Origin of the sequence: Pelomonas baiyunensis (assembly GCF_043555935.1) — a bacterium.
Taxonomy (GTDB): domain Bacteria; phylum Pseudomonadota; class Gammaproteobacteria; order Burkholderiales; family Burkholderiaceae_C; genus Pelomonas; species Pelomonas baiyunensis.
In genome coordinates this window covers 442,874-464,656 of sequence record NZ_JBIGIB010000002.1, presented here as the reverse complement: position 1 = coordinate 464,656, position 21,783 = coordinate 442,874, and the positions used below count along the sequence as shown (strand labels likewise).

Annotated in this window: 23 protein-coding genes; 9 read left to right on the top strand and 14 right to left on the bottom strand. The window is 68.7% G+C overall.

The features are described 5' to 3' along the window. The first annotated feature begins 71 nt into the window (after positions 1-71). Complete coding sequence (locus ACG01O_RS08510; RefSeq protein WP_394383508.1) at positions 72-536, top strand: RidA family protein; 465 nt, start codon at positions 72-74, stop codon at positions 534-536. Further along, on the top strand, positions 536-1,027 hold the full coding sequence (locus tag ACG01O_RS08505) for a disulfide bond formation protein B (RefSeq protein ID WP_394383506.1): 492 nt from the start codon (positions 536-538) through the stop codon (positions 1,025-1,027). Before ACG01O_RS08510 ends, ACG01O_RS08505 begins: the two co-directional genes overlap by 1 nt. A gap of 32 nt (positions 1,028-1,059) precedes the next feature. On the opposite strand, the gene ACG01O_RS08500 is transcribed toward ACG01O_RS08505, so the two are convergent. The 5 genes from ACG01O_RS08500 to ACG01O_RS08480 all read right to left on the bottom strand — a co-directional run bounded on the left by ACG01O_RS08500 (position 1,060) and on the right by ACG01O_RS08480 (position 7,497). Continuing rightward, complete coding sequence (locus ACG01O_RS08500) at positions 1,060-2,844, bottom strand: gamma-glutamyltransferase family protein (RefSeq protein ID WP_394383504.1); 1,785 nt, start codon at positions 2,842-2,844, stop codon at positions 1,060-1,062. A gap of 26 nt (positions 2,845-2,870) precedes the next feature. Further along, the gene (locus ACG01O_RS08495; protein ID WP_394383502.1) at positions 2,871-4,256 is read right to left on the bottom strand and encodes a DUF1501 domain-containing protein; all 1,386 of its coding nucleotides are present in this window, start codon (positions 4,254-4,256) and stop codon (positions 2,871-2,873) included. Positions 4,257-4,268: 12 nt separating this feature from the next. Further along, positions 4,269-6,044: a DUF1800 domain-containing protein gene (locus ACG01O_RS08490; RefSeq protein WP_394383501.1), complete on the bottom strand. Its 1,776-nt coding sequence runs from the start codon at positions 6,042-6,044 to the stop codon at positions 4,269-4,271. A gap of 104 nt (positions 6,045-6,148) precedes the next feature. Beyond that, on the bottom strand, positions 6,149-6,787 hold the full coding sequence (locus ACG01O_RS08485; protein ID WP_394383500.1) for a 3-oxoacid CoA-transferase subunit B: 639 nt from the start codon (positions 6,785-6,787) through the stop codon (positions 6,149-6,151). A gap of 2 nt (positions 6,788-6,789) precedes the next feature. Further along, positions 6,790-7,497 carry a CoA transferase subunit A gene (locus ACG01O_RS08480; protein WP_394383498.1) on the bottom strand — a complete coding sequence of 236 codons (708 nt, stop codon included), beginning with the start codon at positions 7,495-7,497 and terminating at the stop codon, positions 6,790-6,792. Between the two features lie 81 nt (positions 7,498-7,578). Here ACG01O_RS08480 and ACG01O_RS08475 point away from each other — a divergent pair, with 81 nt between their 5' ends. After that, positions 7,579-8,133, top strand: a complete 555-nt coding sequence (locus tag ACG01O_RS08475; RefSeq protein ID WP_394383496.1) for a LuxR C-terminal-related transcriptional regulator — start codon at positions 7,579-7,581, stop codon at positions 8,131-8,133. Between the two features lie 51 nt (positions 8,134-8,184). Here the strand turns inward: ACG01O_RS08475 and ACG01O_RS08470 are convergent, their stop codons facing one another. Genes ACG01O_RS08470 through ACG01O_RS08450 form a run of 5 tightly spaced genes read right to left on the bottom strand, consistent with a single transcriptional unit; the run spans position 8,185 to position 10,995 of the window. Beyond that, complete coding sequence (locus ACG01O_RS08470) at positions 8,185-9,027, bottom strand: 2OG-Fe(II) oxygenase (protein ID WP_394383494.1); 843 nt, start codon at positions 9,025-9,027, stop codon at positions 8,185-8,187. Further along, positions 9,024-9,803 carry a peroxide stress protein YaaA gene (gene yaaA / locus ACG01O_RS08465; RefSeq protein WP_394383492.1) on the bottom strand — a complete coding sequence of 260 codons (780 nt, stop codon included), beginning with the start codon at positions 9,801-9,803 and terminating at the stop codon, positions 9,024-9,026. Before yaaA ends, ACG01O_RS08470 begins: the two co-directional genes overlap by 4 nt. Before the next feature lie 16 nt (positions 9,804-9,819). Further along, positions 9,820-10,236, bottom strand: a complete 417-nt coding sequence (locus ACG01O_RS08460; RefSeq protein WP_394383490.1) for a DUF6691 family protein — start codon at positions 10,234-10,236, stop codon at positions 9,820-9,822. 10 nt (positions 10,237-10,246) lie between these two features. Then, positions 10,247-10,675, bottom strand: a complete 429-nt coding sequence (locus ACG01O_RS08455; protein WP_394383488.1) for a YeeE/YedE family protein — start codon at positions 10,673-10,675, stop codon at positions 10,247-10,249. After that, positions 10,672-10,995: an ArsR/SmtB family transcription factor gene (locus ACG01O_RS08450; protein WP_394383486.1), complete on the bottom strand. Its 324-nt coding sequence runs from the start codon at positions 10,993-10,995 to the stop codon at positions 10,672-10,674. The genes ACG01O_RS08455 and ACG01O_RS08450 overlap by 4 nt, the downstream gene beginning before the upstream one ends. Positions 10,996-11,050: 55 nt before the next feature. Between ACG01O_RS08450 and ACG01O_RS08445 the strand changes: the two genes are divergently transcribed. Beyond that, entirely contained in the window at positions 11,051-11,914 is an 864-nt protein-coding gene (locus ACG01O_RS08445; RefSeq protein ID WP_394383484.1) for an MBL fold metallo-hydrolase, read from the top strand. Here ACG01O_RS08445 and ACG01O_RS08440 read toward each other — a convergent pair. After that, entirely contained in the window at positions 11,883-12,791 is a 909-nt protein-coding gene (locus tag ACG01O_RS08440; protein ID WP_394383483.1) for an EamA family transporter, read from the bottom strand. The two genes, ACG01O_RS08445 and ACG01O_RS08440, sit on opposite strands and share 32 nt — an antisense overlap. 109 nt (positions 12,792-12,900) lie before the next feature. On the opposite strand from ACG01O_RS08440, the gene ACG01O_RS08435 reads away from it, so the two are divergent. Further along, complete coding sequence (locus ACG01O_RS08435) at positions 12,901-13,425, top strand: Lrp/AsnC family transcriptional regulator (RefSeq protein WP_394383482.1); 525 nt, start codon at positions 12,901-12,903, stop codon at positions 13,423-13,425. Between the two features lie 12 nt (positions 13,426-13,437). Here the strand turns inward: ACG01O_RS08435 and ACG01O_RS08430 are convergent, their stop codons facing one another. The 3 genes from ACG01O_RS08430 to ACG01O_RS08420 all read right to left on the bottom strand — a co-directional run bounded on the left by ACG01O_RS08430 (position 13,438) and on the right by ACG01O_RS08420 (position 16,299). Beyond that, positions 13,438-14,784 carry a TolC family outer membrane protein gene (locus ACG01O_RS08430; protein WP_394383480.1) on the bottom strand — a complete coding sequence of 449 codons (1,347 nt, stop codon included), beginning with the start codon at positions 14,782-14,784 and terminating at the stop codon, positions 13,438-13,440. Positions 14,785-14,961: 177 nt separating this feature from the next. Further along, on the bottom strand, positions 14,962-15,615 hold the full coding sequence (locus ACG01O_RS08425) for a protein-L-isoaspartate O-methyltransferase family protein (RefSeq protein WP_394383478.1): 654 nt from the start codon (positions 15,613-15,615) through the stop codon (positions 14,962-14,964). Positions 15,616-15,657: 42 nt separating this feature from the next. Next, positions 15,658-16,299 carry a TetR/AcrR family transcriptional regulator gene (locus tag ACG01O_RS08420; protein WP_394383476.1) on the bottom strand — a complete coding sequence of 214 codons (642 nt, stop codon included), beginning with the start codon at positions 16,297-16,299 and terminating at the stop codon, positions 15,658-15,660. Positions 16,300-16,425: 126 nt separating this feature from the next. Here ACG01O_RS08420 and ACG01O_RS08415 point away from each other — a divergent pair, with 126 nt between their 5' ends. Genes ACG01O_RS08415 through mnmH form a run of 4 tightly spaced genes read left to right on the top strand, consistent with a single transcriptional unit; the run spans position 16,426 to position 21,732 of the window. Continuing rightward, positions 16,426-17,250 carry an undecaprenyl-diphosphate phosphatase gene (locus ACG01O_RS08415; protein ID WP_394383474.1) on the top strand — a complete coding sequence of 275 codons (825 nt, stop codon included), beginning with the start codon at positions 16,426-16,428 and terminating at the stop codon, positions 17,248-17,250. Between the two features lie 12 nt (positions 17,251-17,262). After that, entirely contained in the window at positions 17,263-18,081 is an 819-nt protein-coding gene (map, locus tag ACG01O_RS08410) for a type I methionyl aminopeptidase (RefSeq protein WP_394383472.1), read from the top strand. Positions 18,082-18,097: 16 nt separating this feature from the next. Further along, complete coding sequence (locus ACG01O_RS08405; RefSeq protein ID WP_394383470.1) at positions 18,098-20,686, top strand: [protein-PII] uridylyltransferase; 2,589 nt, start codon at positions 18,098-18,100, stop codon at positions 20,684-20,686. Then, on the top strand, positions 20,683-21,732 hold the full coding sequence (mnmH, locus tag ACG01O_RS08400; RefSeq protein ID WP_394383468.1) for a tRNA 2-selenouridine(34) synthase MnmH: 1,050 nt from the start codon (positions 20,683-20,685) through the stop codon (positions 21,730-21,732). Before ACG01O_RS08405 ends, mnmH begins: the two co-directional genes overlap by 4 nt. The last annotated feature ends 51 nt before the right edge of the window (positions 21,733-21,783 follow it).

Below are 21,783 nucleotides of genomic sequence, written 5' to 3'. Positions count from 1 at the left end.
CGCACCCCGCCCAATGGGGGGCGGGGTGTAGCATGCCGCCGTTTTTTCCTCGCGCCACCGCGCTTCCCCGCATGAGCTCCTCTGCCATCCAAGCCAAGCTCGCCGAACTCGGCATCACCCTGCCCCCGCTGGCTGTGCCGGCGGCCGCCTACCTGCCGTTCACCCGCACCGGCAACCTGTTGTTCGTCTCCGGCCACATCGCCAAGAAAGACGGCAAGCCCTGGGTCGGCCAACTGGGCAAGGACGTGGACACCGCCACCGGCCAGGCTGCAGCGCGCGCCGTGGCCATTGACCTGCTGGGCACGCTGCAAGCCGCCACGGGTGACCTGGGCAAGGTGCGCATCGTGAAGGTGATGAGCCTGGTCAACAGCACGCCCGACTTCACCGAACAGCACCTCGTCACCAACGGCTGCTCCGAGCTGCTGGCCACCGTGCTGGGCGACGCGGGCAAGCACGCCCGCAGCGCCTTCGGCGTGGCGCAGATCCCCATGGGCGCCTGCGTGGAAATCGAACTCATCGCCGAGATCACCGGCTGATGTTCATCCAACCTTCCAAACTGCCGGCCCGCGTGCTGGCCGGCATGGCCGCTGCCAGCTTTGCGGCCGTGGGTGTGGCGCTCATTGCCCAGCATCAGTTCGGTGTGAAGCCCTGCCCCTGGTGCGTGCTGCAGCGGGGCGTCTTCCTGTTGATCGGCACGTTCTCGTTGCTGGGCTGGCTGGTGCAGGCGCGCCGCACGCTGCGCCAGGCGGCGCTGGTGCTGGTGCTGCTGCTGTGCGCCGCGGGCGTGACGGCGGCGGTGTTCCAGCACGAGGTGGCGTCGCAAACCGCCAGCTGCGCCATGGGTCTGGCTGACAACATCGTGACCGCCCTGAACCTCGAAGAGCTGTGGCCTTCGGTGTTCATGATCACGGCGAACTGCGCCGAGGCTGCCGCCTACCGGCTGCTGGGCCTGCCTTACGAGGTGTGGAGCGGCTTGCTATTTGGCGGCCTGGCAGCGGCTGGCCTGCTGGTGCTCAGCAAGCGCTGAGCGGCCGCTTCAGCCGAAAGATGCGCGGGGGCTCACTCCCCGCGCACCACCCCTTCGCGGCGCGGATCGGCGCCGCCCACCCACCCCGCCGGCGTGCGCTGCAGCACTTGCAGGCCGCTGGTGAGGTCGGTTTCCACCACGGTGTGCCCACGGCCGCGCAAGTCGGCCAGTTGCTCGGGCGTCAGCGCGCCACGCTCGATGATGAGCGAGCCGCTGTTGAAGTGGCCGAAATTGGGCAGGTCCACCGCCTGTTGGGCTGGCAAGCCCCAGGCCAAGGCCCCGGTCAGCACCTTGGCCACGTAATGGATGATGACCGGCCCGCCGGGCGAGCCGGCGGCCATCAGCAGGCGGCCTTGCGCGTCGAACACCAGCGTGGGCGCCATGCTGGAGCGCGGCCGCTTGCCGGCTTCCACCCGGTTGGCCACGGGCTGGCCGTCGGCGCCCACGGGGTTCAACGAAAAATCGGTGAGCTGGTTGTTCAGGATGAAGCCGCCGGCCAGGCCCGTGCCGCCATCGCTCATGACGCGGCTGCCGAACGCCGATTCCACGCTGGTGGTCATGGCCACCGCATGGCCTTGGGCGTCCACCACGCTGATGTGGCTGGTGCCCGACTCCAGCTGCTCGGCCTGCGGGGCCAGGGCCTGCTTCACTGCGCCCGGCTGGCCGGCCCGGGCCGGTGCCATCGCTGTAGCGCCGATGAGCTGGGCGCGCTGCTTCAGGTAGGCCGGGTCCAGCAGCGACAGCCAATCGCCCCCCGGCGCCGTGACGAAGGCCGGGTCGCCGATGAACTGCGCGCGGTCGGCAAAGGCGAGCTTGGCGGATTCGGCGTAGGCGTGCATCCAATCGGCGTTCAAGCCGGTGGCGGCGCGCGCGGCCGGTTGCGTGTCCAGCAGGCCCAGGATCTGCATCAGCGTGAGGTGGCCGGACGTGGGCGGGCCGAAGCCGCAGACACGGTAGCTCCGCCAGTCGTTGCACAGCGGTGCGCGCACCACGGCGCGGTAGCCGGCGAGGTCGTCCGCCGTGAGTCGCCCCGGGCGGGCATGGGCCTGCACCCGGCGCACGATGTCGGCGGCCACCGGGCCTTCATAAAAGGCCTTGGCGCCCTGCTTTGCCACGGCACGCAACACGGCGGCATAAGCCGGGTTCTTCAGCACCGTGCCCACGGGCTTGGGCGCGCCGGAGGCGTCGAAGAAGTAGCTGCCCGCTTGGGCGTCCGCCCTCAGCGCGGCCTCGCTGCCCAAGAGTTCGAACAGGCGCGGGCTGATGGCAAAGCCCTGCTCGGCCCGGCGGATGGCGGGCTCGAACAAGCGCCCCCACGGCAGGCGGCCGTGGGTGGCGTGCCCTTGGGCCAGCATGGCCAGCACGCCGGGCGTGCCGGTGGACAGGCCACTCAGGATGGCCTCGCGCATGGGCAGGGGCTTGCCGTCGGGCTTGAGGAAGAGGTCGGGCGCGGCCGCGGCGGGGGCGGTCTCCCGCCCGTCCAGGGCCTGCACCTCGCGGCCGTCCCAATGCAGCAAGAAGGCGCCGCCGGCGATGCCGCTGGACTGCGGCTCCACCAGGCCCAGCATGGCCTGCACCGCCACGGCGGCATCGAAGGCCGAGCCGCCGGCCTTCAGGATTTCCACGCCCGCCTCCACCGCCAAGGGGTTGGCGGCCGTGACGGCAAAACGCTGCGCGGGCGCCGAGAGGCCCGCGGGCTTCTCGGTGCGACGGGTGGCAGCCTCGGGTTGATCCAGGGCCTGGGCCAGCGGCAGGCTGCCAGCCAGAACCAGGGCAAGAGGCAGGGCAAGCGGCAGGGCAAGAACGGTGCGTTGCATGCCCGGCATCTTAGGCAGCCCGGCCCTCACGCCGCCCCGAAGTAGCCCATGTCGCGCTGCGTGTAGTTGGTGATCTGCGGCAGCACGCGCGGCAGGTCGGTGGGCGCAATGCCCATCCAGGTGGCCAGCGTGGCGGCGAGCTGGTCCACCCCCGTGGTGGGCAGCAGGCGGCCCTGGCCCACGTCGTCCGGCCCGTTCACGCTGACAGACGGCAGCGCGCCCCAGAAGCGCCCGCCCTGCACCGCCCCGCCCATCACGAAATGGTGGCTGCCCCAGCCGTGGTCCGAGCCGTCGCCATTGCTGGTGAGCGTGCGGCCGAAGTCGCTGGCGGTGAAGGTGGTGACCTGGCGGGACACGCCCAACTCCACCGTGGCGGCATAGAAGCTGGCCAGCGCGTCGTTCACCGCGGTGAGCAGGCCGGGGTGCTGGTCCACCAGGAAGTCGTGCAGGTCAAAGCCGCCGATGGACACGAAGAACACCTGCCGCGAAGCCCCGAGGCTGGCGCGGGCGCCAATGAGCTTGGCCACCATCTGCAACTGCGCCGACAGGCTGCTGGCAGTGTTGAACGGGGTTTGCAGCGCCGGCTGAGCCGCCAGCCCCGCACTCACCACCGCCTGCGCACTGATGGAGCGTGCCGTGACGCGGTTGAGCTCGGCCTCCATCCAGTGGCTGCGGTCGGCGGTGATGAGCGTGCGCAGCGCATCGGCACAGGCTTGCGAGCCATACACCGGCTTGAGCACCCCATTCACCGGGACCGCGCCGGTGGTGGACACCTGGTACTGCACCGCCTGTTTGCCCGACATGAACACCGCGTTGCCCGACGCGTTGATGCAGGTGAAGGTGGCCGTGCCGTTGCTGCCCAGGAACAAGTCGCCCAGCCGGCCGCCCCAGCCCGAGGTGGCGCCTTCGGGCGAGCTGCTTTGCCAGACGCTCTGCTGGTCGTTGTGCGAGAACAGCTTGGGCGGCAGCGGCACGCTCTGCGCCTTGTACTGCGCCAGCGTGGTGGGCTGGATCAGCGTGCCCACGTTGAGCTGCACGCCCAGTTGGCCGCTGTCCCACAGGCCCTTGAGCTTGCCGAGCTGTGGTGCCAGCGCCATCTGCCGCCCACCGGCCACCGGGGTGAGCGCGGTGGCGGCGAGTTGGTCGCGCGGGGTGGCCAGGGTTTGGCGGATGGTGGCGTAAGCGTTGTAGCTGGCGGTGTCGTACGGCACCAGGGTGTTGCCGTAGTCGTTGCCGCCGTACAGGAACACGCACACCAAGGCCTTGTAGTCGCCCGGCGCGGCGGCGGCGGCGGCCTCGCCCAGGGCAGCCAGGTTCAGGGCCCAGGGCGCGGCACTGCCGGCCAATCCCAGGGCGCCGGCGCGACGCAGGAACTCGCGGCGCTGGAGTTCGGGGAGTCGGTTGAGCTTCATGGCATGCACCCCTTATTTTTGGACCTGGTACTCGGGGCAGGCCATCAGCAAGAAGATGGCCGCCTGCACACGGTTGAGCTTGCCGGCGTCGGTGGCCGCCGAGATGGTGGCCACGGCCGTGGCGATGGTGGTTTGCGTGGCGGCCGAAATACCGCCGCCACCCAGCCGCGTGGCCAGGTTGGCCACCAGGCCTGCGGCGTCGCCGGCCAGGGCCAGCTCGGCGGTGTAGCTGGGCTTCACATCGCCCACGCCCGCGGAGATCGAGGTTTGCAGGAAGTTGAGATAACCCGCCACCGCGCTTTCATTGCACAGCTGGAACTCAGGCGCCGTGACGCCACCGGTGCCCAACTGCGAGTTCGGCGGCACGTAGCCCGGGCGGAAGAAGTTGAACACCGACGGGCTGCGCAGCGGGCTCTGCCCCAGCCGCGTGGCGGGGTTGGAGGTATCGCCGATGTTCCACAGGCCGTTGGGCGAATCGGCGTTGAACGTGCGCGCCCATTGGATGAAGCGCTGCAGCGGCTCACGCAGCTTGCCGCTGCCCGGAGCGGCGGAGGCGGTGCGGGCTTCGGTGTCGAGCAGGATGGCGCGAATCACCGCCTTCAAGTCGCCCCGCACGCCGGCGCGGTTGTCAGCCCACACGGCCGAGATGCGGGCCACGTAGGCCGGGCTCGGGTTGCTGGACACCAGGCGCTGGATGAGTTGCCGGCCGATGAAGGGGCCGACGTTGGGGTGGTTGGCCAGCGTGTCCAGCGCGGTCTTGAGCGCGGTCGGGCCATCGGCGGACGCCGGGATGTCCACGTTCAGCACCTTCTTGGCGCCGGTGGAGAACCGCGCCGGGAGGTTGATCATGGGCTTCTTCATGAAGGCCGGGTCGCCCGCGGTGTAGCCGTCCACATCCCAGCCAGTGAACACCCGCGCCAGGTCGGTGATATTGGCTTGGCTGTAGGTCTCCAGCGGCTTGCCGGCGGCATCCACCTTGGCGCTGCCATCAGCGTTGAGCTGGACCAGCCCGATGCTGAACAGCTGCATCACCTCCCGGGCGTAGTTCTCGTCCGGCACCCGGCCCGTGACCGGGTCTTCCTTCTGGTTGCCGCGCATGTTGAGGTACACGCCCATGCCGTTGGACAGCGACACGGCGCCCAGCAGGTCACGGTAGGTGCCGAAGGCGCGCTGCTCCAGCATGTCCACGTAGGCCGCCACGGCAAAGCCGCGCCACGGCACCGGCAAGCCGGCCATGGAGATGACAAAGATCTCGCTGAGCGCCAGCACCACGCGTTGGCGGAGTTGGTCCGGCGCGGTGATGAGCTTGCGCCACAGGGTGTTGTCCACCCCGCCGAAGTCGTTGCGGTGGTCGACCACCGCGTAGCCGTTGGCGGCCATCCAGTCGAAATGACCGTTGGCCACGGGCATGGCGAATTGCGCATCCAGCCAGGCGGCATAACCGTTGGCCTTGACGGTGGCGATGTCGGCCGCCGAGGCCGAGAAGCCGGCTTGCGCCAGGAACCGGGCCGCGTCCGCATCGGTGATGGTGGGGGGCGGCGGGGGGGGCGGCGGAGGCGGCGGTGGGGGCGGAGGAGACGGCGTGGGGGTGGGCGTGGGCGCACTCGCTGAACCACCGCCACCACAGGCAGCCAGCAAGGCGGAGGCCGCCACGGCGGCCACAGTGCCCGGTGCGGCGGCTGCGCGCAGCCGGGCTTCAGGCAGCGTGGAAGGCGCCGTGGGCGGATCTGCGTCCACCGTCAGGGTCGCGGCCGGCGCCGGCGGCGCGTGCAAGGGGTCTTCGAGCATGGGGCTTGTCTCCTCGGGGGCTGGATCGTCCCCCAAACGCAAACGGGTCGACGTGCGTCGACCCGTTCATGTCCCTGAAAAAGGGACAAGCCTGCGGCTTTACTTCACAGCAACGGAACGCCTGTCTTGCTTTGCGCAAATTCACGCGTCACGCCGTCCGCCAGCTCCACGAGCTTCAGGCCCTCGGGCACCACGTCGAACACGCCCAGGTCCGTGATGATGCGGTCCACCACGCGCACGCCGGTCAGCGGCAGCGTGCACTGCGGAATGATCTTCAGGTCCTCGGTGCCGTCCTTCTTGCGGGCCACATGCTCCATCAGCACGATGACGCGCTTCACGCCGGCCACCAGGTCCATGGCGCCGCCCATGCCCTTGACCATCTTGCCCGGGATCATCCAGTTGGCCAGGTCGCCCTGCCCGCTGACCTGCATGGCCCCCAGGATGCTGAGGTTGATCTTGCCGGCGCGGATCATGGCAAAGCTGTCGTGGCTGCCGAAGATGCTGCTGCCCGGCAGCGTGGTGACGGTTTGCTTGCCGGCGTTGATGAGGTCGGCGTCCACCTCGTCTTCGGTCGGGAAGGGGCCGATGCCCAGCATGCCGTTCTCGCTTTGCAGCCAGACTTCCTTGTGCGCGGGCACATGGTTGGCCACCAGCGTCGGGATGCCGATGCCGAGGTTCACGTAGAAGCCGTCTTCCAGCTCCTGGGCCGCGCGGGCGGCCATCTGGTCTTGGGTCCAGGGCATGGTCAGGCCTCCTTCTTCTCGCTGAGCGTGCGCTTCTCGATGCGCTTCTCGGGGTTGGCGTTCAGCACGATGCGGTGCACGTAGATGCCCGGCAGGTGCACGGCATCGGGGTCGATCTCGCCCGTCTCCACGATCTGCTCGACTTCCACGATGGTCAGCTTGCCCGCCATGGCGGCGGCCGGGTTGAAGTTGCGCGCGGTGCGCCGGAACACGAGGTTGCCGCTCTTGTCGGCCTTCCAGGCCTTGACCAGCGCCACATCCGGCACGAGTGCCTTTTCCAGGATGTAGGTCTCGCCGTCGAACTCGCGCACTTCTTTACCTTCGGCAATCATGGTGCCGACGCCGGTGCGCACGAAAAACGCCGGAATGCCCGCGCCGCCCGCGCGCAGCTTTTCAGCCAGCGTGCCTTGGGGCGTGAACTCCAGCTCCAGTTCGCCGGCGAGGTACTGGCGCTCGAACTCCTTGTTCTCGCCCACGTAGCTCGAAATCATCTTCTTGATCTGGCGGGTTTCCAGCAACTGGCCCAGGCCGAAGCCATCAACGCCCGCGTTGTTGGAAATGACGGTGAGGTTCTTCACCGCGCTGTCACGCAGCGCCGCGATCAGGGCCTCAGGAATGCCGCACAGACCGAAGCCGCCGACGGCGAGCAACTGCCCGTCCTGCACGACGCCTCGCAGCGCCTCGTCAGCGCTCGGGTACACCTTGTTCATGCCGAAGTTCTCCTGCGATTGGCAACGGGCGCAAGGGTACTATCGCGCCCCTCGCGCCGTCGATTACGCAAGATCGCCTAAGTGGAACCCGCCGCCCTCGACTACCGCAGCGCCTTCCTGCACGCGCCCATCGGCTTGGTGCTGTCGGCGCAGCGCCAGATCGTGGACTGCAACGACCGGGTGCTGCAAATGTTCGGTACCACGCGCGAGGCACTCATCGGCCAAAGCTTCGCGGTGATGTACCCCAGCGCGGCGGAGTTCCAGCGCACGGGCGAGCGCATCGTGGCGAGCCTCGACGCGCAAGGCCATTACGCCGACGACCGGGTGATGCGCCGGTTGGGCAACGGCGAACTGTTCTGGTGCCACGTGACGGGCCGCGCGCTCGACCCGGCCGACCCGCATGCCCGCGGCATCTGGAGCTTTGAAGACCTCTCGGCCAAACGCCAGATCACGGCGGAGTTGACGCCGCGCGAGCGCGAGATCGCCGCGCTGCTGGTGGAGGGGCAAACCAGCAAGCTGATCGGCCGACACCTGGGCGTGAGCCCCCGCACCGTGGACATTTACCGCGGCCGGCTGATGAAGAAGTACCAAGCCAGCAGCACGCCGGAGCTCATCCACAAGCTGCTGTCGGCCTGAATCACGGGCCGCGGCCGTCAGTTCAAACGGCCGGCTGCGCGTTCACCAGGTTCAGGTGAACACGCCTTGGCGCAGCCACTTGGTGGCAACCCACTTCTCGCCTTCGATGACCGGCGCGCCGCCGTGCAGCGTTTGCGTGGAGGGGTGCGGCCGGTCGTAGCTGAAGAACACGGCGTTGCCCTTGACCGGGGCCACATCCAAACCGATGTCCGGGAAGATGGTGGAGCCGCCTGCGGTCGGCGTGTTCAGGTAGATGACCAGCGTGCCCACGCGCTGCCCGCCCCGCTTGAGGATGTTGGGCGTGCTGACATGCGAGGGCTCGAAATAGTCGTAGTGCGGCTGGTATTCAGCGCCCGGGCGATAACGCAGCACCTGCAGGCCTTCGCCGTGATCCAGTGGCCAGCGCAGCAGCGTGGCGATGCGGGTCTCGACGCGGCGGATCAGCTCCGTCTCGCAGCGCTCGAAAAACATGCCGTCGCTGGTGCGGGCGGCGTTCACCTCACTGCCGTCCCCACCGGTGGCGACGGTTTCAGACCGGGCCAGGCGCTTGCCGGCCAGGGCCATGACCTCGTCGCATTCCTCGTTCGACAGCACATCGCCGAACAGCACCACGCGGGGCTGGCGCAGGGCCATCAGCACCTTGACTTGGCGGTCGCCGGCATCCACCACCGGCGCGAAGCGGGTGAGCTCCGGCTCGGGCAGCCCGGGCGTGGCGCCGGGCGGGGGCGTCAGCGTGGCCGATTGGCCCAGCGTGCGGGCCAGCGCCAGGCGGGCGATGGACTCGTCCCAGCCACTGCCCAGCATGGCGCCCAGGATGCTTTCGGCCGAGTGGCCCGCAGCGGTCTGCTCGGTGATCCACTCACACAGTTCGGGGGTGATGACTTGTTGGCTCATGGCTTGCGACGGAACACGAATCGGTCGGAACTCGACACTTCAGGGGCCAGACGATAACCGTCCAGATCGAACTGCTTCAGGGCTTCAGGCGTTTCGAGGCGGTGTTGGATGGCGTAGCGCGCCATCAGGCCCCGCGCCCGTTTGGCGAAGAAGCTGATGATTTTGTAGTCGCCGTTCTTCCAGTCCTCGAACTGGCACTCCACCACCCGGGGCTTGAGCACCTTGCGGTCGGCCGCGCGGAAATACTCCTGCGACGCGAGGTTCACGATCACCGGTGCCTTCTCGGCCTTGGCCAGCCGGTTGAGGTGGTCGGCCAGCCGGTCGCCCCAGAACTCGTAGAGCGACGCACCGGCCGAGGTGGCCAGCCGGGTGCCCATTTCCAGGCGGTAGGGCTGCATGCGGTCCAGCGGCCGCAGGATGCCGTACAGCCCCGAGAGCATGCGCACATGCGCCTGGGCCCAGGCGAGGTCATCCGCGCTCAGGGTTTTGGCGTCCAGGCCGTCGTAGACATCGCCATTGAAGGCCAGCACGGCGGGCTTGCTGTTGCGGTCGGTGAAGCGCGGGCGCCAGGCGGCGTAGCGGTCCACGTTGAGCTGTGCCAGCGGCTCGGAAAGGTCCATCAGCGCCTGCACGTCCGTCACCGATTGGGTGCGCAGCACCTCGATGAGCTGCCCGGTCTCGCCCAGGAACTGCGGACGGGTCAGCGCGTCCGCCAGTTCGGGCGGTGTGGGGGTGTCGTAATCGAGCGATTTGGCAGGCGAAAGCAGGAACAGCATGGCCGCGGATTCTGGCTCAGCCGCGCCGTGCCTCCAGCCACTCGAACACGCCCATGCCGGCCAGCATCGCCCCCACGAACACCAGCGCCTTGGGCGCACCCACACCGGCCACCACCAGGGCCGGCCCCGGGCACAGGCCGGCCAGGCCCCAGCCCACGCCAAACATCACACTGCCCAGCACCAGCCGGCGGTCCAGCAACTGCGACGTGGGCAGCTGCATCTGCAAGCCCAGAAAGGTTTCCCGGCGGCGGCGCGCCAGCGTGAACGCCGGCAAGCCCACCGCAATCGCCCCGGCCATGACGAAGGCCAGAGACGGGTCCCAAGCCCCACCCAGGTCCAGGAAGCCCAGCACCTTGGCCGGGTCCACCATGCCGGCCACGATCAGCCCCAGCCCAAACATCAGCCCACTGAGCAGGCCCACGATGACGCTCATGCTCGACTCCTCAGAACAGATGGCGCACCACCGCCACGGTCACAAAGCCTGCGACCATGAAGGCAGCCGTGGCCACCGCCGACCGCACCGACAGCCGGGACAGCCCGCATACCCCATGCCCGCTGGTGCAGCCCGCGCCGTAACGCGTGCCGATGCCCACCAGCAGCCCGGCCGCGATGAGCGTGCCCCAGTCCGCATCGATCTGCACCGCCAGCGGCCCGCGCCACATGCCGTACAGCCACGGCGCCGCCACCAGCCCCAGCACGAACGCCAAGCGCCAGGCCCGCTCGCCCGGCACGCGGCGCATCAGGCCGCCCACGATGCCACTGATGCCGGCAATGCGCCCGCCCAGCAGCACCAGCATCGAGGCCGCCAGGCCAATCACCACACCGCCGGCCAACGCGGTGCCGGGCGTGAATGCAGTCCAATTCAGGTTCATGCGCCCTCCTTCGGGCAGTACAAGCTGTAGAGCGTCTGCAACAGGGTCAACAAGCGCGGGTCGGCCACGCGGTAGATGACCTTCTTGCCGTCGCGCCGGGTCTCCACCATGCCTTCGCGCCGCAGCACGCCCAGCTGTTGCGACAAGGTGGGCTGGTGGATGTCCAGCGCCGCTTCCAGCTCGCTGACGCATAACTCACCTTGTGAGAGCTGGCACAGCAGCAGCAAACGCTCGGGGTTGCCCAGCGCCTTCAGCGTGGCCACAGCCTGCGCCGCGGCATCGCGCAAACGCGCAGGGTCCAAAGCGGTGGAATTCGGCATGGCAAACATTATATCAATCAATATAATGAAACACCTCCAACGAAGGACACCCGCCATGACGGTCGCCATCCAAGCCTTTCACGATCCCGCCACCGGCACGGTCAGCTACGTGGTGCACGACCCCGACACCCGCGACGCCGCCATCGTGGACCCGGTGCTGGATTACGACGCCGCCTCCGGCCGCACCAGCACCCGCTCGGCCGACGCGCTGCTGACCCACCTGCGCACGCACAACCTGCGCCTGCAGTGGATTCTGGAAACCCACGCCCATGCCGATCACCTGTCGTCCGCGCCCTACCTTCGCACCCAGGCGGGCGGCCAGATCGTGATCGGCGAGCTGATCCGCACCGTGCAAGCCACGTTTGGCCGCTTCTTCAACCAGCCCGTGACGGACGACGGCTTCGACCGCCTGCTGGGCGACGGCGACACCCTGCCCTTGGGCGGCCACACCATCACCGCGCTGCTGGTGCCGGGCCACACGCCGGCGGACCTGGCCTACCAGATCGACGACGCGGTGTTCGTGGGCGACACGCTGTTCATGCCGGACCTGGGCAGCGCCCGCGCCGACTTCCCCGGCGGTGATGCGGCCCAGCTGTACCGCTCGGCACAGCGCCTGCTGGCCCTGCCGCCGCAGACGCGGCTGTTCGTGTGCCACGACTACCCGCAAGGCCGCGAGGCCCAGTGGCAAACCACGGTGGAGGAGCAACGCGCCGCCAACATCCACCTGCACGACGGCACGACTGAAGCATCCTTCGTGGCGATGCGCCGCGCCCGCGACGCGACGCTGAGCGCTCCGGCGCTGATCCTGCCCTCGCTGCAGGTGAACATCCGCGCCGGCCAGTTGCCGGAGCCGGAATCCAACGGCGTGCGCTACCTGCGCATCCCGCTCAACGCCCTGCCGAACGCGCGCGGGCAGTGAGCAGCAGCACCACGCCCACCAACACCACGCCGGCGGCCTGCCACTCGCCGGCCGTGATGGTCTCGCCCGCCAGGCCCACGCCCAGCAGCAGCGCGATCACGGGGTTCACGAACGAATAGCTGGAGGCCAGGCCCGCCGGGGCTTCGGCCAGCAGCACCATGTAGGCGTTGAAGCCCAGCAGCGAGCCGAACACCACGAGATACAGCCAGGCCCACGCAGCTTGCGGCGCCACCGCCTGCGGCCAGGTCTCGCCGGTGGCCAGGCTCAACGCCATCAGCACCGCGCCGCCCGCCAACATCTCGCTGGCAAAACCCATGGCGCCTGGCGCCAGGGGCCACACGCGCTGCGACAGCACGCTGCCCAGCGCCCAGCAAGCGCAGGCCACGCTGATGGCCACGAGCCCCGCCGGCGAGGCCTCGAAGCCCTGCCCCTGCGTGAGCAGAAGCACGCCGGCCAGACCGCAGGCCATGCCCAGGCATTCCAGCCGAGCGGGCCGCTCGCCCCACAACAGTTGCAGCCCGGCAATCAGCAAGGGCATGACCGCGATGAAGGCCACCACCAGCCCCGAGCCCACCGTTTGCTCGGCGGTGGCCGTGCCCCCCATGCCGCCGCCCAGCATCAACGCCCCCACCACGGCCGCGTGGCCCCATTCACGGCGGTTGGGCCAGGGCACGCCGCGCCACCGCATCCAACCGGCCAGGGCCGCACCGGCCACCAGAAAGCGGCTGCCCATCTGCAGGAAGGGCGGCAGGCTCACCAACGCCCACTTGATGGCCAGGTAGGTGGAGCCCCAGATCAACCAGGTGGCGGCCAGGCACAGCCACAGGCGGGGGCTCAGGCCCGTGCGGGCGGGGTGGGTCAGCGAAGACGTGTTCATGGCCGGGCATCGTAGAAATTTCGACGCGCCCGATACAGCCATGTCTCAAGGCCAAGCCGCGCACAAAAACTAAGATTGAAGGTATTGAGCCACTTCCACCAAGCATTTCATGGCAATTGAACTGGATGCCCATGACCACCGCATCCTGGCCGAATTGCAGGCCGACGCGCGGCTGCCGATGGCCGAACTCGGCCGCCGCGTGCACCTGAGCCAGCCCGCGGTGACCGAGCGGGTGCGCAAGCTGGAAGACGCTGGCGTCATCCTGGGCTACCGCGCGGTGCTGGATGCCGGCAAGCTGGGCTATGGCATTCGCGCCGTCATCCGCATCGGCAACACCGATGAAGCCAGCCTGCTGCAGGCGCTGGAGCGCAGCCCCGAAGTGCTGACCGCCCATGGCGTGACGGGCGAGGACAGCTGGATCTTCGAGATCGCCGTGCGCGACGTCGCGCACCTGCGCGAGGTGCTCTCGCGGTTGTGCCAGCAAACGCCCACCTCCACCGCCATCATCCTGCGCACGGTGCGCGAACACGCACCGCTGCAACCCCTGCCCACCACGCCCGCCGCACCCACCCTGGCGGCGGAACAGCGGCCGGGCATGAAAAAGCCCCGCCGAGGCGGGGCTTCGCGGGGCTGAGGCGCGCGGCGGTCAGCGCACCAGCAGGGAGTTCACGGCGCTGAGGTCTTCCGGGCGCAGTTGGCCCGAGGCCTGACGCAGCTTGAGGCCGTTGACGACCACGTCGTAACGGGCCTTGGCCAGATCGCGCTGCGTGGAGAACAGCTGCGTCTGGGCATTGAGCACATCCAGATTCACGCGCACACCCACCTTGTAGCCCAGCTGCGTGGCCTCCAGCGCCAGCTTGGTGGACGACTCGGCTGCCTCGTACGCGGCCACCTGGGCCTTGAGCGACTGCACGCCGAAGAACGCACGGCGCGTGGCCTCGGACACGCTGCGGCGAGCGAAGTCCAGGTCGTTGCGGGCCTTGTCTTCCAGCACCAGGGTTTCCTTGATGCGGTTTTGCGTCAGGCCGCCGGTGTAGAGCGGGTACGTCAGCGTCAGGCCAATGCTGGCGTTTTTCGTGGTGCCCACGCCGGAAGCGGTGGCAGCGGCACCGTTCAGGCTGTTGTGCAGGTTCTGGCCGCCGAGTGTGGCGCTGGCGTCCAGCGTGGGCCGCTCGCCGGCACGGGCGATTTGCGTGTCCAGCTGCGCCACCTCCAAGCCGAGGCGGGCTTTGCGGATGGCGGGATGTTGGTCGTCGCCGGTGGCGACCCAGGTGTCCACGTTGTCGCTCGGCAGTGCCGGCAGCGCCACGGGCTGCGCCAGGCCCTTGGGCTCCACCCCCACACGGCCCACGAACTGGTCCAGCGTCACGCGCTTGACCCGCAAGTCGTTGTCCGCGGCCAGCTCCTGCGCCACGGCCAGGTCGTACTTGGCTTGCGCTTCACGCGTGTCGGTGATGGTGGCGGTGCCCACCTCAAAGTTGCGCTTGGCCGATGCGAGCTGCTCGGCAATCGCTTTCTTGTTGGCTTGCGTGGTGGAGAGTGCGTCTTTCGCGGCCAGCACATCGAAGTACGCCGTGGCCAGGCGCACCATCAGGTCTTGCTCGGCGGCTTCCAGGTCCGCTTGCGCCACGGCTTGGGCACGCCGTGCCTTGTCGATGGTGGGCGGGTTGGCCGCGTTGTAGACCGAGTACTTGCCCTGCAGGCCCGCAGTGACGGTGGTGCTGCTGACCGAGTTGCCCGACGGTGGGTCCACCCGCGCATGCGTGCCAGCCGCCTGCAGACCCAGCGTGGGGCGCAGCAGGGCCTCAGCCTGGGCGGCACGGGCCGACGCGGCCTCGGCCGTGGCGCGGGTGGCCAGGTACGAGGCGTCGTAACCCCGTGCCGCGTCGTACAGCTCTTGCAGGCTCTGCGCCTGGGCCGCACCGGCCAGCAAAAGTCCGGCCGCCAGGGCCAACGGTTGCAGGGTCAGGCGGGAGGCAGTGACAAAGGGCATGGGAATCCTTGGCTGAGGCAATGAGTGAGACGCGGCCGGGTTTATAGGCTCAAAGCCCGGCGGTGACTGAAGCCATGCGACGACCTGCGCCACTGGGGGCGGCAACGGTCGAAAACCGACGACGGGCTGCAACCCGCCGCAGGCGAGGAGCGCTGGAGCCCGGCTTGCACCACGCGATCAGAAGCTGAAGGCCGGCGCTTCGGCAAAGCCCGGCAGGCGCCCGGCCACGGTGTCGAACATCTCCACCGTGCGGAAGTCGCCTTCCGACACGCGGGTGATCATCACGGCGCGCATCACCGGCTCGCCGCCGACGATGGCCGCCAGGCGGCCGCCCACCTTGAGTTGCTGCAACAGGCCTTGCGGCACCGAAGCGACCGAACCGGCGAGCAGGATGGCATCGAACGGGGCCTCGGCCGCCACGCCTTCGGCGCCGGTTTGCGTCAGGACGGTGGCGTTGAGCACACCGGCACGCTTGAGGTTGGCCCGCGCCTGCGTGGCCAGGGTTTCGTCGGCCTCCACGGCCACCACGCGTTGGGCGAAGCGGCTCATCAGCGCGGTCAGGTGACCCGTGGCGGCGCCGATCTCCAGCACCTTGTCCTGGCCTTGGAGCTTAAGTTCTTGCAGCAGCCGCGCTTCCACCTTGGGCGCCAGCATGCGGCGGGTGGCCGTCAGCGGCAGCTCCACATCGACAAAGGCCTGGGCCTTGTGCACCTCGGGCACGAAGTCTTCACGGCGCACCACGCGCAACAGGTCCAACACCCGGGTGTCGAGCACATCCCAGGGGCGGATTTGCTGCTCGATCATGTTGAAGCGGGCTTGTTCGACGTTCATCTGGTTCTCCGAAGGGCGCGGTACGGCAAGAAAAGCAAAATTCTAGGTGCGCGGCGGCTGCGCCAGCAGGCCGTGCAGCAACAGCGCCATCTGGGCGTCCAGCAAGTCCTCGGCGCTCATGGCCTCGTGGCAGCTGTCATGGGCGCCAAACGAGTGCTCGTGCAGCAGCATGTGCAGCATGGGCGCGATCAGCATGTGCACCGTGGGCTCCACCGGCACGGGCCGGAATTCGCCCCGGGCAATGCCCCGCTGCACCAGCCCGCCGATCAGCGCCTTGGACGGCGTGATGACCTCGTCCACATAAAAACGGGCGAGCTCCGGGAAGTGGCGGGCCTCCACCATCATGATCTTGCAGACCCCGCCGGCGTTGCCGTGGCCCACTTTGGCCCACCAGGCTTGCATCATCTGCGCCAGCAGGTTCGCAATCGGGCCCTCGTACTGCGCCGCCTGCGCGGCCGACTCGGCGATGTGCACCGACAGGTTGTCGCGCACCATGGCCTTGAAGAGCTCGTCCTTGCTGGGGTAGTAGCGGTACAGCGTGCCCTTGGCCACCCCGGCCCGCGCCGCAATTTCTTCGCTGCGCGTGGCCGCAAAGCCTTTTTCCACGAACAGCGCCAGCGCCGCGTCCAGCAATTCCTGGGGGCGCGCGTCCTTGCGGCGTTGGCGGGGCGAAGGGGCTGACAAAAGCGGGCTTTGCGTTAATGACCGATCAGTCAGTAATGTAGCGGCGGCGGCCAGTTCGCGGCAAGGTGCGGTCACAGGGCGTGGCTACACTGCGCGGCTTTGTTCGCCGCCCTGGAGAGCCGTTACGTGGATGCCATCCTGCTGATCAAAGCCGCCGTCATGGGCATCGTCGAGGGGCTGACAGAGTTCCTGCCGATCTCCTCCACTGGCCACCTCATCCTGACCGGCAGTCTGCTGGGCATGACCGACGCCAAGAGCAAGGTCTTCGACATCGCCATCCAAAGCGGCGCCATCCTGGCGGTGTTCATCGTCTACTGGGCCCGCATCCGCGAGGCACTCAGCGGCCTTGCCAGCAGCCCCGCCCAGCGCCGCTTCGTGGCCAACATCGCCATCGGCTTCATTCCGGCCGGCGTGGTGGGCTTGACGGTCTACAAAGCGATCAAGGCCCACCTCTTCAACGCTCCGGTGGTGGCGGGCGCCTTCATCGTTGGCGCGCTCATCATTTTGTGGGTCGAAAAAGGCGCCCAGCCCGTGGCCCGCGTGCAGTCGGTGGATGACATGACACCCCTGGACGCGCTCAAGGTGGGCCTCGTGCAATGCCTGGGCATGATTCCGGGCACCAGTCGCTCCGGCGCCACCATCATCGGCGGCATGCTGCTGGGCCTGTCCCGCAAGGCCGCCACCGACTTTTCCTTCTTCCTCGCCATCCCGACGCTGATCTCCGCCGGCGGGTACAGTTTGTGGAAAGAGCGCCATGCGCTGTCGATGGCTGACTTCCCGATGTTTGCGGTCGGTTTCGTCGTCAGCTTCCTGGCTGCCTGGGCCTGCGTGCGCTGGCTGCTGCGCTACGTGTCCAGCCACACCTTCGTGCCCTTCGCTTGGTACCGCATCGCCTTCGGCCTGGTCGTGCTGGCCACCTGGGCCACGGGCACGGTGGTGTGGGCCGACTGAGATAATTCGGGCATGCCCATCACGATCAAGACCGCAGCCGACATCGACGGCATGCGCATCGCCGGACGCCTGGCGTCCGAAGTCCTGGACATGCTCACGGCCCACGTGAAGCCGGGCGTCACCACCAACGAACTCGACCGCCTGGCGCACGACCACATCGTGCACGTGCAGCAGGCCATTCCCGCGCCGCTGAACTACTGCCCGCCGGGCTACATCCCGTACCCGAAGTCGATCTGCACCTCGGTCAACAACCAGGTCTGCCATGGCATCCCGAACGACAAGGCGCTGAAGGCCGGCGACATCGTCAACATCGACGTCACCGTCATCAAAGACGGCTGGCACGGCGACACCAGCCGCATGTTCGTCGTCGGCGACGGCTCCATCGCCGCCAAGCGCCTGTGCAGCTTCACCTACGAAGCCATGTGGAAGGGCATCGCCAAGGTGAAACCCGGCGCGCGCCTGGGCGACATCGGCCACGCCATCCAGACCTTTGCTGAGAACGCCGGCTTCTCCATCGTGCGCGAGTTCTGCGGCCACGGCATCGGCCAGGTGTTCCATGAAGAGCCGCAGGTGCTGCACTACGGCCGCCCCGGCACGCTGGACGAACTGGTGCCCGGCATGGTGTTCACCATCGAGCCCATGATCAACGCCGGTCGGCGCGAGATCAAGGAACTCGGCGACGGCTGGACCATCGTCACCAAGGACCGGTCGCTGTCTGCCCAGTGGGAGCACACCATCGCCGTGACGGACACCGGCTACGAGGTGCTCACGGTGTCGGCCGGCAGCCCGCCGCCGCCCGCCTTCATCACGGCAGGCGTCACCGCCGCCTGAACGCCGCCGGACCGCCGTGACCACCATCGCCGAGCGCCGTCAGCAGTTCAAGGCCGGCAAGCAGGCCTTGATCGAAGGTTTTCTGGCCGCCAGGCCCACGCAGGCCAGCGCGCAAACCTTGCTGCGCTGCCTGGCCCGGCATGTGGACGACACGCTGCGCGGCTTGTGGGACGCCGCCGGCATGCCCGGTGGCAGCACCTTGGCCGCCGTCGGCGGCTATGGCCGCGGCGAACTGTTCCCGCACTCCGACGTGGACGTGCTCGTGCTGCTGCCCAACGGCACCGAGGCCCATGTGCCGGGGCCCGTCAAGCAAGCCATCGAGAGCTTCATCACCGCGTGCTGGGACATCGGGCTGGAAATCGGCTCATCGGTGCGCACGCTGGACGAGTGCCTGAGCGAGTCGCAGGCCGACGTCACCATCCAGACCGCCCTGCTCGAAGCACGGGCGCTGGCCGGTGACAGCAAGCTGTTCAAGGCCCTGACCCGGCGCTTCATGCAGGCCATGGACGTGCATGCCTTCTTCCGCGCCAAGACGTTGGAATCGGTGCAGCGCCACACCAAGTTCGACGACACGCCCTACGCGCTGGAGCCCAACTGCAAGGAAAGCCCGGGCGGTCTGCGCGACTTGCAAATGCTGATGTGGCTGGCCCGTGCGGCCGGCCTGGGCAAGACCTGGAAGGCGCTCAGCGCCCGCGGCCTGATCACGCCGTTCGAGAGCCGGCAGTTGCAGCGCAACGAAGGCCAACTCAAGCTGATTCGCGCGCGGCTGCATGCCGTGGCCGGGCGGCGTGAAGACCGGCTGGTGTTCGACCTCCAAACCGCCGTGGCCCAGAGCTTCGGCTTCGAGGGCACCGGCGCGCAGCGGGCCTCGGAAGTGCTGATGCGGCGCTACTACTGGGCGGCCAAGGCCGTCACGCAGTTGCACCAGATCCTGCTGCTGAACCTGGAAGAACAGATCAACGGCCTGCAGCAAGGCGGATTGCGCCCCATCGACGGCCACGCTGACTTCCTAGACCGCGGCCGCATGCTGGAAGTGGCGAGCGATGACCTCTACCAGCGTGACCCGCACGCCATCCTGCGCACCTTCCTCGTCTACCAGCAAACGCCGGGCATCAAGGGGCTGTCAGCCCGCACGCTGCGGGCGCTGTACAACGCCCGTGGCCTGATGGACGCGGCCTGGCGGCGCGACCCGATCAACCGCGCCACCTTCATGGCCATGCTGCGCCAGCCGGAAGGGCAAACGCATGCCTTCCGGTTGATGAACCAGACCTCGGTGCTGGGCCGCTACCTGTGGGTGTTCCGCGCCATCGTGGGGCAGATGCAGCACGACCTGTTCCACGTCTACACCGTGGACCAGCACATCCTGATGGTGCTGCGCAACGTGCGGCGCTTCTTCATTCCGGAGCACGCGCACGAATACCCCTTCTGCTCGCAACTGGCCGCCCAGTTCGACGCACCCGAGCAGCTCTACATCGCCGCCCTATTCCACGATGTGGCCAAGGGCCGTGGGGGCGACCACTCCGAGCTGGGCGCTGTCGAGGTCAAGCGCTTCTGCCGCGCGCATGGCCTGAGCGCGCAAGCCACGTCGATGTGCGTGTTCCTGGTGGAGCACCACCTGACCATGTCCCGCGTGGCGCAGAAGGAAGACCTGTCGGACCCCGACGTCATTGCCGCCTTCGCGGCCAAGGTGGGCGATGTGCGGCACCTGACCGCGCTGTACCTGCTGACGGTGGCCGACATCCGCGGCACCAGCCCCAAGGTCTGGAACGCCTGGAAGGGCAAGCTGCTGGAAGACCTGTACCGCATCACGCTGCGGGCCCTGGGCGGCGCCAAGATCAACCTGGACGCCGAGATCGAGGCCCGCAAGGCCGAGGCCCGGCAAGACCTGGCCCTGCACGCCCAGCTGCCCGGCACCGAAGAGCCGCTGTGGAAGCGGCTGGCCGTCAGCTACTTTGCGCGGCATGACGGCGCTGAACTGGCCTGGCACGCCCGCTCGCTCTGGCGGCATGTGGACACGCAGGTGCCGGTGGTACGCGCCCGCCCCTCGCCCATCGGCGAAGGCCTGCAGGTGCTGGTGTACTCGCCCGACCAGCCCGACCTGTTCGCCCGCATCTGCGGCTACTTCGACACCGCCGGCTTCAGCATCCTGGATGCCAAGGTGCACACCACACAAAACGGCTATGCGCTGGACACCTTCCAGGTGATCCGCCCCGAGGCCGACGTGCACCACCGCGACCTCGTGCCCATGGTCGAGCAAAAGCTCAGCTCGGTGCTGCAGGCCGGTGGCCCGCTGCCCGAGCCGCGCCGCGGGCGGCTGTCGCGCCGGGTCAAGAGCTTTCCGTACACGCCGCGCATCTCGCTGCGGCCGGACGAGCGCGCCACCGCCTGGCTGCTCACCATCTCCACCAGCGACCGCGCCGGCCTGCTGTACGCCATTGCCCGTGTGCTGGCCCGCCACGGCATCAACCTGCAACTGGCCAAGGTGTCCACGCTGGGCGAGCGCGTGGAAGACACCTTCTTGCTGGACGGCCCCGCGCTGCAGCAGAACAAGGCGCAGTTGCAAATCGAGAGCGAACTGCTGGACGCGGTGTCGCTGCCCTCGTGAGCTACACCATCTCCATCGGCGACGCGCTGGCCGAACTCGACCGGTTCGACGCCATCCTCGACGTGCGCTCGCCGGGCGAGTTCGCGCAAGACCACCTGCCCGGCGCCGAGAACTGGCCGGTGCTGGACGACGAGGAGCGCCGCATCGTCGGCACCCTGTACAAGCAAGACCCGCTGGAGGCCCGCCGCTTGGGCGCCACCCTGGTGGCCCGCAACGTGGCCCGCCTGCTGGACGAGCGCACCGGCGGCCGGCCCAAAACCTGGCGTCCGCTGGTGTACTGCTGGCGCGGGGGGCAGCGGTCGCTGTCGCTGCACTGGTTTCTGGGGCAAATCGGGTTTCGCTCGCGCCAGCTGGTGGGCGGCTACAAGGCCTACCGCGAGCAGGTGCGCGGCGACCTGGACCTGCTGCCCGCCCGCTTCCGCTACCGCGTGCTGTGCGGCCTGACCGGCTGCGGCAAGACCCGCCTGCTGCACGCGCTGGCTGCTGAGGGTGCCCAGGTGCTGGACCTGGAAGCCCTGGCTGCACACCGCGGCTCGGTGCTGGGCAGCCTGCCGCAACGCCCGCAGCCCTCGCAAAAGCTGTTCGATTCCGCCCTGTGGACGACGTTGCGCGGGCTGGACCCGAGCCGCCCCGTGTTCGTGGAAAGCGAGAGCCGCAAGATCGGCCGCATCACCCTGCCGGCCCCGCTGCTGGCCGCCATGCACGGCCAAGGCGAGCCGATGTGGCTGGACATGCCCGAGCCGGGCCGCGTGGAATTGCTGCTGCAGGACTACGCCCACTTCGCCGCCGACGTGGACGGCTTTTGCGCGCTGCTGCAAAGCCTGGTGCCGCTGCGCGGGCATGCCCGGGTGGAGGCCTGGCAAGCCCAGGCCCGCGCAGGCGACTGGCCCGGCGTGTTCGCCAACCTGATGCGCGAGCACTACGACCCCGGCTACGCCAGCTCGCTGCGCCGGCACTTCCCTGCCCTGGCCCAGGTGCAACCGGTGCTGGTGCCCGACGGCGCCCCCGACACGCTGCGCCAGGTGGCGCGCACGCTGCTGGGCTGACCGGCACCGCACGCAGACTCACGCCGGCTTGCGCCGGATCAAGGCAAGGCC

Coding starts and splice junctions, on each gene's coding strand:
- ACG01O_RS08510 (WP_394383508.1), top strand. CDS start 72: ATGAGCTCCTCTGCCATCCAAGCCAAGCTCGCCGAACTCGGCATCACC.
- ACG01O_RS08505 (WP_394383506.1), top strand. CDS start 536: ATGTTCATCCAACCTTCCAAACTGCCGGCCCGCGTGCTGGCCGGCATG.
- ACG01O_RS08500 (WP_394383504.1), bottom strand. CDS start 2,844: ATGCAACGCACCGTTCTTGCCCTGCCGCTTGCCCTGCCTCTTGCCCTG.
- ACG01O_RS08495 (WP_394383502.1), bottom strand. CDS start 4,256: ATGAAGCTCAACCGACTCCCCGAACTCCAGCGCCGCGAGTTCCTGCGT.
- ACG01O_RS08490 (WP_394383501.1), bottom strand. CDS start 6,044: ATGCTCGAAGACCCCTTGCACGCGCCGCCGGCGCCGGCCGCGACCCTG.
- ACG01O_RS08485 (WP_394383500.1), bottom strand. CDS start 6,787: ATGCCCTGGACCCAAGACCAGATGGCCGCCCGCGCGGCCCAGGAGCTG.
- ACG01O_RS08480 (WP_394383498.1), bottom strand. CDS start 7,497: ATGAACAAGGTGTACCCGAGCGCTGACGAGGCGCTGCGAGGCGTCGTG.
- ACG01O_RS08470 (WP_394383494.1), bottom strand. CDS start 9,027: ATGAGCCAACAAGTCATCACCCCCGAACTGTGTGAGTGGATCACCGAG.
- yaaA (WP_394383492.1), bottom strand. CDS start 9,803: ATGCTGTTCCTGCTTTCGCCTGCCAAATCGCTCGATTACGACACCCCC.
- ACG01O_RS08460 (WP_394383490.1), bottom strand. CDS start 10,236: ATGAGCGTCATCGTGGGCCTGCTCAGTGGGCTGATGTTTGGGCTGGGG.
- ACG01O_RS08455 (WP_394383488.1), bottom strand. CDS start 10,675: ATGAACCTGAATTGGACTGCATTCACGCCCGGCACCGCGTTGGCCGGC.
- ACG01O_RS08450 (WP_394383486.1), bottom strand. CDS start 10,995: ATGCCGAATTCCACCGCTTTGGACCCTGCGCGTTTGCGCGATGCCGCG.
- ACG01O_RS08445 (WP_394383484.1), top strand. CDS start 11,051: ATGACGGTCGCCATCCAAGCCTTTCACGATCCCGCCACCGGCACGGTC.
- ACG01O_RS08440 (WP_394383483.1), bottom strand. CDS start 12,791: ATGAACACGTCTTCGCTGACCCACCCCGCCCGCACGGGCCTGAGCCCC.
- ACG01O_RS08435 (WP_394383482.1), top strand. CDS start 12,901: ATGGCAATTGAACTGGATGCCCATGACCACCGCATCCTGGCCGAATTG.
- ACG01O_RS08430 (WP_394383480.1), bottom strand. CDS start 14,784: ATGCCCTTTGTCACTGCCTCCCGCCTGACCCTGCAACCGTTGGCCCTG.
- ACG01O_RS08425 (WP_394383478.1), bottom strand. CDS start 15,615: ATGAACGTCGAACAAGCCCGCTTCAACATGATCGAGCAGCAAATCCGC.
- map (WP_394383472.1), top strand. CDS start 17,263: ATGCCCATCACGATCAAGACCGCAGCCGACATCGACGGCATGCGCATC.